We start from the raw sequence: 14162 nt of genomic DNA, 5'->3' as shown, positions 1-14162 counted from the left end.
AAGTAAAGTGCGTTAGCTAAAAGCTTAACGCACCATCAATAATTCAAGATGCCATACACCGATCGCACAACCCTACTTGAGCCAAATTTATATTTTTTCATATACTATTGAATTTTTCTTGCCGACTTACTATATATCTAAAGTTCGGAAGATAGCAGGTGAACGATCTGATGTACAATTTCGTCTGGACTCTCAAGTTTGACCATAAATCGATCGAAGCCAGCACTCAAAGCCTTGTGCCTTGAGACTTCCCGTGTATAAGAAGTAATGGCGATCGCAGGTAACTGTCTTATGGACGGGCAAGAATGCACTCGAATTTGCTCAATTAACCAATTTCCATCATGGTTGGGCAACTTCACATTGCACAGTAGAAGATCGGGATCGACGGTTTCGACCAAAGCCAACGCTGTTTCTGCATCCGCTAAAGCTATCACCTCTGCGCCAGCTGCTTCCAAAATGAAGGTGAGCAAATCTGCAATCTCTGGCTCATCTTCTACCAATAAGATCCGGATTCTAAGAAGTTTCTGGAGCGAATTTAACTCACTTTCTTGGTTAGTTGTTCGATCCGTTGTCATACGGTTTTTTATTGCTTACTATGGTCTGCTATTTCTATTGGAACGCATGGAGCCGAATAAGTATTCACCCTAAATACACAAACTTGGGGCGAAAAGCTCTATCAAAAAACATAAAATAACTTTTATCAGCTGATATTTTTAATATTTTTAGGTTTTGGCGATCGCGTTTTTGTAGCGAAAACACTACATGTAGTAATACAGTGATTGCCAATTGACGGGGACTGCCTAATTTTGTAGCTGTCCACTATAGATTATTTCCATCACTTGCTGGACATTTTGTACTCATGATGTATCACTCACAACATCAATCAAGATGTTCTAAGATGACATCTTATGGCTTCTCTTTGCTTGAGTTGACACCAATTACCCCTACTGTGCTTGAGAGTGAATAACAAAGTGCTATCTTTATAAGGTACATTTTAGTTAGCAGCCGCTGAAAATGCTAAAAAATCTCCCTTGGGCTGTACCTGCTCCTCTGATAGGTGTAAAATCAAAATAACAGATTTATCTTACAAGTGTTAAGTAATAGCTAATAATCTCTTTCACTCAATATTATCTATTATTAATGCTTATTTAAATTTGCTAAATAAATATTGTAAATTAATAATTTATCTAATGAAAAAGTCATTCTCAAAAACAGCAGAATTACTTTATCAAAAGCTCAAAGAATATTTGCGATCGCCTAACCGATGGTTTGTAGATACACCAGAAAGGGCACTCTTAGAAGCTTATGAAGCAGCTCAAAGAATTAAAAACATTGAAAATGAACATTTTGATGGCAATAAAATCTCTCCACCCTCAGGAAAATATACTGAAAATGTCATGTCTTATTGGCAAGTATACCTTGATAAAAACTTAACTATTATCAAGATTAGAGTGGCAGAATTCACAATGAGTCGGATAATTATTGATATATCTAATTCTGTCTTATTAGAAAAATTGCAAGTTATTGATGAAGTTTTAGAAAAGTATGCCATCAAAAATCAACTTCTTAATTCTCAGTCCAGAGAAATTAACCAAAGCGAAATCAAAAAACTGCCAGACTCATCTAACATCAATGATATTAAAACTACATCTCCATTTCAAAAAACTGGAGTCTTTCCTGGGTCTATTGGTAGAAGCATTAATGTAATTAAAGGAGATTTTTCACCCCATGCAGAAGAAAATTTTGCCAGAAATTACCGTTTGTCTAGAAATAGAACAAGAATTGCCCTGAGATTTTTTCTGATTCTAATTCTAGTACCGCTTGTAACTCAGCATTTATCTAAAGAATTTTTAGTAAATCCCCTAGTAGGAAAAATTAGGGGAGAGAATGCAACTCAAATTTTCATCAATTCTGATATGGAAAAAGAGGCTCTCCATGAGTTACAGAATTTTCAAGCAGAACTAAGATTTGAATATCTACTTCATCAAGCACCACAACTATCATCACAAGCAGCACAAGACAAGCTAAAAAACAAAGCACTTGAGATAGCTGAAGAATTTCGCATTAAAAGTAATAGCAGTATTAGTAATGTTTTTGCTGACTTAATATCATTAATTTCTTTTGGTTTAGTTATCAGTCTGAGTAAAAGAGAAATTGTAGTTGTTAAGTCTTTTATAGATAATATTGTCTATGGTCTTAGCGATAGTGCTAAGGCATTTTTAATTATTCTGTTTACAGATATATTTGTAGGATTCCACTCGCCACATGGCTGGGAGGTTCTTCTAGAAGTATTGGCAGAACATTTAGGGATATCAGCAAATGAGAGTGGAATATATTTATTTATTGCTACATTTCCTGTGATTTTAAATACTATCGTTAAATACTGGATATTCCGCTATCTCAGTCGCTTATCTCCGTCGGCATTAGCTACATTAAAAGAGATGGATGAATAATTATAAGAATTCTGAATTCTGAATTATTTTGACGCCTCTACCCCTGATTCGCTACGCTATGTATATCCTAGTTCTTCTGAGGCGTGGTATGGATTTTGAAAGCAAAGCCAAGGCTCCAACTACTACAAATAATATAGATTTTGCTCAACCAACTACTACTCGTAAGCCACTAGAATTGCTGCGAGAGACTGAGGCTTTATTACGCCGGCCAACTGTAGCAACACTAGTACCAATTTTACCACCTAAACTCAGTAGTAAGTTGCAAACAACCTCATCTTTAGCAGATGACTCTTTTAAACAACTCTCAGAAATTGACCTAGACAGTATTAGTGATTTTGAACTGCGACCTGCACGAATTTGTCTTGGCTTAAGCTTTATCGGTTTTGGAGCGCTGATGATATTAGTGTTGCTGTTGTACTTAAACACCTTGCATCCAGAACTTAATGCAATAGAGCAGATTCGGCAATACTGGTATCAATATATTTGGTTTGTTAGTTTAGGTATCACAGGAATGTTTATCTTGGGTCGTGAAGCTATGCGTCCGATTCCAAAACGCCGAAAATGAGGAGATTTTATATATGAATTATGATGCTTTTATTGTTCCACCAGGCTCAAAGATTTCTCTGAAAAAAAACTATGACCCAGCTTATAAAACTGATTTTTATCAAAAAATCGATGCTCTAACTAAATTAAAAGCAGATATTGAACGGCTAGCAAATTTCCAAAATATTCTCTATGCTCAAAATACTTATGCCTTGTTAATTATTTTTCAGGCTATGGATGCTGCTGGGAAAGATAGCACAATTAAACATGTGATGTCCGGTGTGAACCCACAAGGATTTCAGGTATTTAGTTTCAAGGGACCGAGTGCAGAAGAATTAGACCATGATTACCTGTGGCGAACAACGAAGGCTTTGCCAGAAAGAGGTCGAATTGGTATATTCAACCGTTCATACTATGAAGAAGTTTTAGTAGTTCGCGTCCATCAAGAAATGCTTAGAAAGCAACAACTACCGAAATTTCCTCAAGGAAATCAGATCTGGGAGCAGCGCTTTCAAGAAATTAACAACTTTGAAAAATATTTGGTAGATAATGGTGTAATTATTTTGAAGTTTTTTTTGAATGTATCGAAATCAGAGCAGAAAAAGCGGTTTTTACAAAGGATTGAAACCCCGGAAAAAAATTGGAAATTTTCCGCTAATGATGTTCGAGAAAGAGCTTTTTGGAATGATTATATGGATGCATATCAAGAAGTTTTTAATCACACTAGCACCAAATCAGCACCGTGGTATATTATTCCTGCCGATCGCAAATGGTTTACACGCTTGGTAGTTGCCGATATCATCTGCACAAAACTCCAAGAACTCAATCTTAAATACCCGATAGTTAGCGAAGAACACAAACAGCAACTTTTGGAAGCAAAACGCATTTTGGAACAGGAAGATTAAGCCATCAAATTAACTGTGATTGTTCAAAATATGAAAACTGCCGAATCGCGGACATCATATACAGCAGATTTCGACTTAGTAAACAACACCATCTATGTCTAGTAACTAGCAACAGAGCCTACTCTAATTCTGGCTTCTGACTTTTGAATTGTGAATTTGCTGTAAAATCAATTTGCTGGGGTACTCAGCAAAATTGCAATTCTGGAGTTTTGTGACTCTGTGCTTACTCAGTTACCGACTATCAACGCCCTGAAACAGCCCACGAGTTCTGCTTGGATCGAACAAGCGATCGCTAACTTAGATATCATCTTACTTGACCACTCCCACTGTGAACGTAAAGCCGCAGGCGTGGCCCTGAACTTTATGTTCCGCTACCCTTCTAATACTAAAATGGTGCGGGAACTCACAGCGATCGCCCGTGAAGAACTAGAACACTTTGAGCTAGTTAACCAATGGCTAGAACGGCGGAATATTCCCCTAGCTCCCCTGCCACCACCTCCTTACGGCGCAGGTTTAAAAGCTGCTGTACGCCCTCAAGAACCTCAGCGATTTTTAGATTCCTTATTAGTTACAGGCTTAATCGAAGCTCGCAGTCACGAACGCCTGGGATTATTAGCTGCTCACTGTCCAGAGCCAGAATTAGCAAAATTTTATCGTGGTCTGATGGCGTCCGAAGCACGCCACTACGGTATATATTGGGTTTTAGCTGCTACTTACTTCGACAAAGAAATTGTCATGCAACGCCTTGATGAATTAGCAATTGTTGAAAGTGAGCTGCTGGCGACTTTGCATCCAGAACCTAGAATTCACAGTTAGTAGACTAAGGCCAATATGAAGCTTCAGCTAACACACTTGAGACTACTTGTCTCCAACTACAAAGATTCTTTTTTGTTCTACCGAGATCTGCTAAAATTTGATGTCGATTGGGGCGATGAGAATAGCGGATATGCTGAGTTTAATGCCGGACATCTCAAGCTCGGTTTGTTCAAACAAGAATTAATGGCCCAAGTAGTCCCAAGAGTCGATCAGCCTTCATATGTTGTCAATCGAGATAGAATTGTCTTGATTTTCGCAGTCGATAACGTGGATGAGGTCTATGAACAAGTTAAAAATAGTAATGCGATCGTTGTCACTCAACCAATAGACCGTCAAGATTGGGGAATCCGCACAGCCCATTTTCGCGATCCCGATGGGAATTTAATCGAAGTCTACAGCAATTTGGGAATTGTTAGTTAAAAGCAACTCACGAAATTTTAGATTTTAAATTTTGGAAAATGGGATTGAAAATTCAAAATTTATAGCAGTTGAAGCATAGTTTAGGACATTAACTGCGACTCTCTTTGCCTATTGCCTATTGCCTGTTCCCTGCTCTCAAAAGATATAACAGCAATTGTTTAACTCTTTGCAGGCATTTTTGATTCAAATAAACGTACAGGTTTAGTCTGCAAATTAGAAGCAATTGAACTCACTCGATCTACCACAGAAATCATATATTTGTAATCCGGTACTTGTCCATTGGGTACATAGCCAACTTCTTCAGCTAAACCTGAAGGTAACTCGCTCATTACTTTGCGGATGAATTCCTGACGGTTACGCTCTATATTGGGCCCAATCAAGACCACACCCAGTGGTACATAGTGGGGATCTTTAAATAGTACGCGGAATTCGGTCGGGCTAAACTGTGAAGCGTGGAGACTCAAATCAGCCTCCGAAACTGCACAGGCGCTAGCTTTTCCTTGAGCTACAAATTCCAGCCCTGCTTTTGGTGTCGGTGCAAATAAAATTTCAGCCAGTGTTGTACCATAAAGGTTGTAAAGAGGAAAATAATATCCTGTTGCCGAACCTAACTGACCCAAAGCCACTGTTTGACCTTGTAGTTGTTTTAATTCAGATATTGCACTGTCCTTGCGAACAACAAAAATTGAACGCAAATTACTAATACCTATTAAAGGAAACAGAGGAATATATTGGTAGCGGGCGATCGCAACAGCCGCTAAACCGGGTGGAGCAAATACCAACGACCAAGCACGCGCGTCCAGGCGCTCAACCGCTTTATTTTCATTAAAAGCAGGCTCAAATTGGATATATGAGTTTGTTTTTTCACCCAAATAACTATTGAATTTAGCATATTGGTTAATTATTTGTTCGCTTCCACCATAGTTAAGAACACCAATAGTTAAGGGGCCTTCAAACTTCCGCCTTGGTTGACAACTAGCAAATGTCAAACCTAGCAGATGATACAGAAATAAACGGCGGGAAAATCGCAAAACCATCAGTAATTATGATTGATAAAATAACTTGGGTTAGAGAACTAATTTAAATAAACTTATTTCCAGCTTAAATAGGGAAAATTACAACAAAAAATTAATATTTATTAATTCAGCGATCGGGAGTTTTATAACAGGTATAAATAGATATTAAACAAGCTCAGATACCACTTCGTTGCTTAGGTCATGTTAAACAACATTACGTTAAAAAACTTAAAAATAGGTGCGAAATTTAATTTACTTTTAATATTAGTTTTCATAGCCAGTATTTTGGGAAGTGGCATTGCCTTATCCAGTGTACTTCAGACGAGAGCGCAAAACGAAGTAACTTCTCAAGCGCAGATTCTCATCCAAATGGTGAATGCAGTCAGAAACTATACACAGGCTCGGATAGATCCCTTATTAGCATCTAGACTAGAAACCAACCCAACATTCATGCCTGAAATAGTGCCAACTTTTTCCTCAAAAGAGGTTTTTGAAAATTTTCGCAAAAAGCCTGAATATAAAAACTTTTTTCATAAAGATGCAACACTTAATCCCACAAATTTAGCAGATAAAGCTGATAGCTTTGAAACTCAACTTGTAGAGCGTTTTCGCAACGAACCAAAGACTTTAGAAATTACTGGCTTTCGCACCTTGTCAGAAAGCGAAGTATTTTACATTGCCCGACCACTCAAGATTACACAACAGCAATGTTTACGATGTCATTCTACACCAGATCAGGCTCCTAAGAGTCAATTAGCAAGTTATGGTGCCGAAAATGGTTTTGGCTGGAAACTGAATGACATTGTTTCTGCTCAAATAATTTCTGTTCCTTCAGAAGAAATTTTTGCCAATGCCAAACGTACTTGGACATTGATTATGGGACTTTTGATTACTATCTTTGCAATTATAATTTTCTTAATTAACTTTTTAATCAAGAAAGCTGTGATTCAACGAATCAAAAGAATTGAAAAAATCGCACAAAAAGTCAGCACTGGTGATATGACTGCTGATTTTGAAGAGATATCTAATGATGAAATTGGTGGTTTAGCAGAAGCATTTAATCGCATGAAATCCAGCTTAAGAATAGCTATGGATATGCTTAATAACCAGAGTTAAAGCTTTATGAGCATGGGTTAAGTGCCCTATGCTCCATGCCCAATTCAAGAAAGTAAACGTTGTTCAAATTGCAAAGCTTTTTGAGCTTCAGGAATTTTTGAGGCTAAAATTTTTACTAGTTCTGGACGAGAAATTTGTCCAGAAGATTTAACAGCTTTTTGGACTAGTAATTTAGCTATTGGACCGATTAAATCAGCCAACTCACGCTCGCATTTTTCCACAAATTTGTCGCTGATAACTTCAGATTCTGGGTTTGGGAAATTATTTGAGTCAATTGCAGAGGGATCTGATTTAACAGTAAATTCTTGTAGTAAAGTAGGTTTCTCTAATAGAAATGTTGTTTTCTTCTGAAAATCAAGTTGTTGATTTCCTCGCAAATGAAGTTCCAATTGCCTAATTAATTCTTCGCAGTTAGGCGCTGAGGCTGCAACTTGTTGCAGTAATCTTGGGGCAACAGGACCGACTAATTCCAAGAGAATTTTTTCTAAGCGGTTGTAATTTTCTGGAGACAAAATAGAAGCAGGCGAATACCCAATTGAATTTTGTTGAGCAAGTGAAGCTTGAGGGGGTTGCGTAAAAGATGAAGGTTGAGGTGATTGGGCTTCTACTTTCGTATCAAGATGCTCAAGCAACCATAGAACTTCAGTCGCAGACTGATAGCGCTGTTTAAAGTGGTGTAACACCATCTTAGATAGCACAGATGCCAACTCATAACTGACCTTAGCGTGATGCTGCCAAGAAATTTCTCCTGTATCTGGGTCTTCCTCAAAGTTTATCGGATGTAAACCTGTTAGCGCTTGGATAGCAATAATGCCCAAGGAATAAATATCACTGTTGGGGCGGGGCTTACCTTGCCCCTGTTCTGTAGACATGTATCCTGGAGTGCCAATAATAATACTAGCCCTAGTGTGGCCTGAAACTGTAAGCAGTTGAGTTTCCATTTGTTTGACCGCACCAAAGTCAATCAGCACCAACTTACCGTCCTGTTGCCGCCTAATTATATTGTCTGGCTTGATATCTCGATGAATAACATTATGGCTGTGAATAAATTGCAGAATACCCAATATTTGTTGGAGGAGTTGAATTACTCGATCTTCTGTCCAACTTGCATTGGGAGGTAGTTCTGCTTTGAGAGTATGCCCTTCAATAAAATCTTGTACTAAAAAAAACTCTTGATTGTGTTCAAAATAGGCTAAAAGCCGAGGAATTTGGTCATGGGTTCCCAGTTGTTCTAGTGTTTCTGCCTCACTGGTAAACAGCCGTCTGGCAGTTTCGAGAAATTCCAGACTGCGAGTGACTGGCTTGAGGTGTTTGACTACGCATTTCGGTAAACCTGGCCGATGGGTATCTTGGGCAATGTAGGTTTGACCAAACCCTCCCCCACCTAGAACTTGAAGGACTTGGTAACGTCCGTCTAATAACTGTCCTAACATTGTGTTACTTGCTTTAGTCCTCAAACTAATCTTGGCACAACTACCAGCTTTAGCAAGGTTTATTGAAAAAGGAACTACGTAGCTAGTGCTGAAATTCCAAAGTTTTTTGAAGCACTCATAATTTCTTACTTATTTAAATAAGTCTTGATACTCTGCACAAACAGAGAATTTTGAATTGGTATTAGCTTGTAGAGTTTTATCTATTTCTTTCCATGCGATCGCACTGGAGTCAAGGATTGCTAATTGCGGTCAATCTCTTTTATTTAGTCGGGTATTCCCGTTTTTACCTTTTAGCTAAAGGCAATTGACCGCATTACAGCGCTTGAAAAAAAGCTAGTAGAGGTCGGCGGAAATAAACAGACCATTCCAAATCAACGAAACGCTTACGCTGCATTAATTTTGAATTTTGAATTTTGAATTCCGCCTTGCGGTACTAGGTCTTACACCAAGACAGCAAAAAAATTATGTTCTTGACCAGAGCAAATCGCCAAAACGATGGATTTTGGTTAGAAAGCTCAGTTTTTGTTCAGGCTGTCGTCTTCTTGGCGCTGGTGGAGTTGCTATTTGTAAAATCAGTTCTAAGAACCAAGGGGCAAGGCGTTGACACCACACTGCTAGATGACTTTGCCATCCGACTAAAATTTCTGCTGAATCATTCTGCATTCCAGTGACAAGTGCTTGAGCCACTTGCTGGGGAGTCATGGGGATCACCCAGCGAAATAATTTTAAGTCGCGTACCATGTCTGTGTCTGTGAGGGAGGGTAGTAATGCAATCACTCGGATATTGTATTGGGCGAGTTCCCGGCGCAAGGCTTGGGTAAATCCCAAGATGGCAAATTTGGTAGCCGAGTAAGTCGCCATTGTCGGTGCTGCAATCTTTCCCATCAGACTCGATACATTGACGATTGTTCCTTGCCTTTGGCTGGCCATGCGTCGAGCTATCAGACTCGTGAGGTTGTACATTCCTAATAGGTTTACAGAAAGTTCTTCTTGAACTTGGGGCAGTTTAGATTGCAAAAACGAGCTTTGATATGCGACTCCCGCACAATTAACCAGTAGATCAATCGGGCCATAGTTGCGCCAAAGTTGAGCAATAGTAACATTCACCTCAATTAGCTGAGTCAAATCTAAGGCAACGATCGCAGTTTCCACGCCCATCGCTTCGATTTTGTTCCCTAACTCAACTAACTTCTTTTGATCGCGTGCTACCAATATCAGCCGCTTGATGCCTTGTTCGGCTAGTTCCAGGGCGATCGCCCTGCCAATACCGCGAGAAGCCCCTGTAATTAGGGCTACTTTACCTTGAATCTCCATTGGTTTTATCCTCCGAAATCTAATTAGAAATTGGAAGAGGCCGAGGGGCAAAGGGGAGAGATTGCTGCAACTTCTCCCTATCCCCCTAATTCCCAGTCCCCAGTACCCAATCCCCAGTCACTTTAACAACGAGGTATTTCTTGGCTAATCTGCAATCCTTCGTAATTGTCTATACGAGGCAGAAATTTCTCGTTTTTTACTCGTTAATTACTAACGCATTTGGCTGAATCTATATAGCTCATAGATTTTACTTCTCCTCGATTTGAGCGTTCATCAGCATCGTTAACATACACACGTTAGCAATTAAATCAAGTCATTGCAACATTTTTTAATAAGACTTTCTTAATACTTGTTAACACAAGTATATATATATAAAAGATTTTATTAAATAAGTTTTTATGAATACGTAGGTACAAATATCTCAAAGTCCTGACAATTAATTTCTGTTTTGTAAAATTGTTATATCTTAGTCACAGCTTAGATATCAAAAAGACATATTTAGCAATCCTATTTGATGTGTAAGAATTTCAGCCGAAGGTGCTGACTTATCAAATAATTGTAGAGCCTTGTTTATCAGGCATTATTTAAGATTTGCATCTCATCTTTCTTACGATTACAATAATTATATTTTATTAGAGATTTGCGTACTACTAGCAGTATATTTACTGATTAAGTTAAAGCTAAGGTTTGTCGTTCTGCTTTTTTTTCATAAGAGAAAAGGGCTAGATACTTATCTAAAATGCAAATCAAGATAGCATATTTATTTCTAAAACTTTAGTACAAATGGTGATTTATTTAAGTTTAGCTTTGAGATTATCAAAGAAATGCTTGAGAGTTAACTTATTTCTGGCAATTCTCAATCATTGCTTAATAAGAAGATCCCTAGCTTCTCTAAGAAGTCGGGGATCTTAACGTCAGCCAACATAATCCATAATTACTAACACTCACTCGTAGGTTGGCTTACGTGTATATACGTAATTATTCAGAAGTGCTGTTAGCGGTAGAGGAGTTATTATTTTGCTTCTTGTTCTTGAGGAGTCGTAAGTTGAGGATTTGATGGACGGAATGACTGGGGAATTGCCCCACTCCAGATTTGATTGAATTGATCTGGTGTCAAAGATTGCAAAAGACTGAGATTCAGAGGCTCTTTACTAATAAATGTGGCGTAAGATGGCTGCAAATAAGAGCGGTATTCTGGGCGGTTGAGGAGATGGGTTGACAAAAAAGCTACGCTTAAAGCGTTGAGATAAGAATAAACAGTAGTAGGATTGGGGCCTAGTAAGGCAGGCGGCACAGGTAATACACTGTTTTCAGGAGTAGGTTCGGCGATCGCTGAAAAGTGAGTGGCGTTTTCAATCAAAGCAAGGTACTTATTAGAGTCAGTCAGCCAAGTAAAAGGAAGAATCTGCTCAGATACAGGTGGGGCGAAAATATCTTGACTACCAGCTACCAACATTACCGGAATTTTAATTTGACCGATCCCGCCCTGACCCAAAACTGAACTGTCAATGGGATTAATCGCCATGACTACCTTAATGCGATCGTCTTTGAGTTCGTAATTTTTTGGGGGTAACTCAGCAGCTTGGCACTGCAACAACAACGACAAATTAAAGAAGGAATTATTGCGATTACAGTCTTGGTAGAGTTGGTTAAAGTTAATGCTTGCTCCTGCCAGAGTCAAAACAGTATAACCACCAAATGACTGACCGATCGCTCCAATTTGCTGAAAATTAAGTTTTCCTTGGAGAGAGGGATCGGATTTGTCCAAACGCTCAAGTTCATTGAGTAAATACTTGATATCCAAAGGTCGGTTGATAAATTCTGCTGGTTCTGGTGGCCCTGCTAAACCTGCAAAATATAGCTGAATACGTTCGGCATTACTACCAGGGTGTTCCAATACCGCAACCGCAAAACCATAGGATGTCAGATGTTGAGCTAGGTAAGCAAAGGTAGAGCGATCGGAAGCTAGACCATGAGAAATTACGATTAGGGGATACGGCGGTTTTGCTTCGGTTTGGGAATTGGCTTCAGGTAAATAGATATCTACCGGGAGACGACGATTGCGAGAAAAGTCATTGAGTTCGAGGGTTTTTTTCTGCCAAGGGAATTTTCCTGGCGATCGCAAATCTGGCTGCTGTGAGAAATCAACCTTTGAATTGGCTGCGGCTACCGTCGCTTGTTGTTGCAGAAACCCTACAACTTCATCCTTTCTTTCTATGAGTTGTGATAAGTTATCGACTATCCTTAGCCCTTCGGAATAATTCAGTCTGATAGTATTGCTGGGAAATCTCCGCAGTAAATTTACAACTGTTAAGCCTTCGCGATCAGCAGCAGATATGATCAAAGCTGCACGTATGGCATAAAAACCATTTTGTCGGGACTCAGTGAGGAGTAACTCTCCTAGACGTTGCATCACCTCTTCACCGATTGGTGAATAGGTAACCTGAGATACTACTGTAGGACTAACATTAAAGCGCTGCTGGAGTAGATTCCGCAATTGGGCGAGTTGTTCGGGAGTAGCGCGGCTGGCATAAAAGGAAAAGTCTTCATCGATTTTGCCAACTTTCGCAAAAGTTTCCAGCGAGTCCACAGACAAAGAGAACTCGCCGAAGGGAGGGTAATAAAAGCTAATGCGATCGGCTGCCAATCCGGGAGTAGCAGTCAAAAAGGTAGATACGAAACTTAAACCCAGGTATCGCCAAAATTTTTTCATCAGAAAAACCCATTGTCTAACCCTGCCAAACAATGATTGTAGGGATGGACAACTGTACCTTCCTACAATCATCTGTATTCTACCCAGTTAAAATCGCCGTAAGTAGTAAATTTTTCAGCTAAACAGCATTTAATAAAGCGATAATAGATTACAGAGATCAAAATACTTCATATGTCTTTCCCTTCCTGTTCTTCTTGTGTTGTCGTCCTCACTCAACAACAGGAGGAAAATATCTCTCACCAAAAGCAGTGTCAGGATCTACCAGTTAAAGATACCAAGAATACTGGTAAAAATACTACAGTGGTTGAAAATGGTCGGGTTGTGGTTAAGCCGTCACAACCACCAAATAACGACGCGGGGACGCGGGGACAGTGAGATGCAAAGAAATTTTAATAATAGTCTTCTGAATTCTCAATTCTAAATTCTTACCTTATTTCATCTAAAGGCAAGACATCGTGGAAGCGATTATAGTCGATGTAGCGATGCCCATCATGTGTTTCGTGAAATATATCGACAAAGCGATTGTTCCACAAAATTTCCTTAGCACTATAGCTATGACGGGCATGGACAACCTGTGTAACTGTTTCATCAATGCCACTCAGAGAAATCATCAGCATCGAATTTGTTTGTATTAGTGATTCTTCCGTCATCCCATATAAAGGACTAAACTCATCAATCACATGTACTACTGACCAGCTTAAGGAAAAGCTAGGTGTTTGGTTCCGCAGCAGTTTTAAATCGTAGATTCTACGCATAAACTGACCTTCTGCTGTCACTTCGTCACGCATCAAATATACTCGCATCTGCGCTTCCAAAATCATGTTGCGGCGCTGATTAGCGGTGCGAAACATCAAAGTCGGCTTGGCATCATGAGGTGTAATTACCGCTACACGACTAAACATCACACGGGCGGTCGGTCGAGAAAAACGGGCAAACGCTAACCCAGTCATGACAGCAATTCCCACCAAACCGATCATCGCCTCAATGGTAACAATGATATTTGCGTAAGTTGTTTTAGGATACATTGCACCGTAGCCGATGGATGCTAGGGTTTGGACGCTAAAGAAAAAAACATCTAAAAAAGAGCCGGGTCGGGCATTGGCGATACAATCTCCTCCTAGCAAGTAAGCTAGGGCAAAGACAGCATTAATAGTTACATAAAATACACAAATCAGTATTAAAAAGCCAGTCCAGGAAATCGTCAGCAGCAGATGGTAAGGATCGCGCCAGTAGGAATACCATACACCCATTCCCATAATCTCAAACTTTCCATCTCGAACTTGAATATGAATACGTGGGAGCAAATGCTGTTGCTGCTTGCGTAAAAGTCGCTTGACTCGAAATTTCATCTGGGGTAGCCAAAAGAACGGCAAGTAAGTATTATTACCAAGGTTGAAAAATCACTGTTTTCAGTTACAGTGCAGTTGCAAAGT

13 protein-coding genes are annotated in these 14162 nt (G+C 39.3%); 7 read left to right on the top strand and 6 right to left on the bottom strand.

The annotated features are described in order from the left end of the window. Window positions 1-137 precede the first annotated feature (137 nt). A complete protein-coding gene (locus ACM0OY_RS08480) occupies window positions 138-575 on the bottom strand; it encodes a response regulator (protein WP_414568420.1) in 438 nt (145 codons plus the stop codon). Window positions 576-1190: 615 nt separating this feature from the next. Here ACM0OY_RS08480 and ACM0OY_RS08475 point away from each other — a divergent pair. From ACM0OY_RS08475 to ACM0OY_RS08455, 5 genes are all read left to right on the top strand, one after another. Next, window positions 1191-2453, top strand: coding sequence for a proton extrusion protein PcxA (locus ACM0OY_RS08475; RefSeq protein WP_414568480.1), 1263 nt, complete (start codon window positions 1191-1193; stop codon window positions 2451-2453). 88 nt (window positions 2454-2541) lie between these two features. Then, window positions 2542-3018, top strand: coding sequence for a hypothetical protein (locus tag ACM0OY_RS08470; RefSeq protein WP_414568419.1), 477 nt, complete (start codon window positions 2542-2544; stop codon window positions 3016-3018). A 13-nt stretch (window positions 3019-3031) separates the two neighbouring features. Continuing rightward, entirely contained in the window at window positions 3032-3901 is an 870-nt protein-coding gene (locus ACM0OY_RS08465) for a polyphosphate kinase 2 family protein (protein WP_414568418.1), read from the top strand. A gap of 219 nt (window positions 3902-4120) precedes the next feature. Next, entirely contained in the window at window positions 4121-4717 is a 597-nt protein-coding gene (locus tag ACM0OY_RS08460) for a tRNA-(ms[2]io[6]A)-hydroxylase (RefSeq protein WP_073643084.1), read from the top strand. A 15-nt stretch (window positions 4718-4732) separates the two neighbouring features. Further along, complete coding sequence (locus ACM0OY_RS08455) at window positions 4733-5137, top strand: VOC family protein (RefSeq protein WP_414568417.1); 405 nt, start codon at window positions 4733-4735, stop codon at window positions 5135-5137. 158 nt (window positions 5138-5295) lie between these two features. Here the strand turns inward: ACM0OY_RS08455 and ACM0OY_RS08450 are convergent, their stop codons facing one another. Continuing rightward, window positions 5296-6174: a phosphate/phosphite/phosphonate ABC transporter substrate-binding protein gene (locus ACM0OY_RS08450; protein WP_414568416.1), complete on the bottom strand. Its 879-nt coding sequence runs from the start codon at window positions 6172-6174 to the stop codon at window positions 5296-5298. 180 nt (window positions 6175-6354) lie between these two features. Here ACM0OY_RS08450 and ACM0OY_RS08445 point away from each other — a divergent pair, with 180 nt between their 5' ends. Then, window positions 6355-7269, top strand: a complete 915-nt coding sequence (locus tag ACM0OY_RS08445; protein ID WP_414568415.1) for a c-type heme family protein — start codon at window positions 6355-6357, stop codon at window positions 7267-7269. Window positions 7270-7313: 44 nt separating this feature from the next. On the opposite strand, the gene ACM0OY_RS08440 is transcribed toward ACM0OY_RS08445, so the two are convergent. From ACM0OY_RS08440 to ACM0OY_RS08430, 3 genes are all read right to left on the bottom strand, one after another. Then, window positions 7314-8702 (bottom strand): protein kinase domain-containing protein, encoded by a 1389-nt coding sequence (locus ACM0OY_RS08440; protein ID WP_414568414.1) that lies wholly within the window; start codon window positions 8700-8702, stop codon window positions 7314-7316. Between the two features lie 462 nt (window positions 8703-9164). Next, the gene (locus ACM0OY_RS08435; RefSeq protein ID WP_414568413.1) at window positions 9165-10016 is read right to left on the bottom strand and encodes an SDR family NAD(P)-dependent oxidoreductase; all 852 of its coding nucleotides are present in this window, start codon (window positions 10014-10016) and stop codon (window positions 9165-9167) included. Window positions 10017-11028: 1012 nt separating this feature from the next. Beyond that, window positions 11029-12729 carry an alpha/beta hydrolase gene (locus ACM0OY_RS08430; protein ID WP_414568412.1) on the bottom strand — a complete coding sequence of 567 codons (1701 nt, stop codon included), beginning with the start codon at window positions 12727-12729 and terminating at the stop codon, window positions 11029-11031. 171 nt (window positions 12730-12900) lie between these two features. On the opposite strand from ACM0OY_RS08430, the gene ACM0OY_RS08425 reads away from it, so the two are divergent. After that, the gene (locus tag ACM0OY_RS08425; RefSeq protein ID WP_414568411.1) at window positions 12901-13104 is read left to right on the top strand and encodes a hypothetical protein; all 204 of its coding nucleotides are present in this window, start codon (window positions 12901-12903) and stop codon (window positions 13102-13104) included. Window positions 13105-13154: 50 nt separating this feature from the next. Here ACM0OY_RS08425 and ACM0OY_RS08420 read toward each other — a convergent pair whose 3' ends face one another. After that, window positions 13155-14078, bottom strand: coding sequence for an ion channel (locus tag ACM0OY_RS08420; protein WP_414568410.1), 924 nt, complete (start codon window positions 14076-14078; stop codon window positions 13155-13157). Between the last annotated feature and the right edge of the window lie 84 nt (window positions 14079-14162).

Origin of the sequence: Nostoc sp. CCY 9925 (assembly GCF_963920935.1) — a bacterium.
GTDB lineage: Bacteria > Cyanobacteriota > Cyanobacteriia > Cyanobacteriales > Nostocaceae > Nostoc.
The sequence above is the reverse complement of the archived record's forward strand: the minus strand, read 5'-3'. Positions and strand labels throughout refer to the sequence as shown.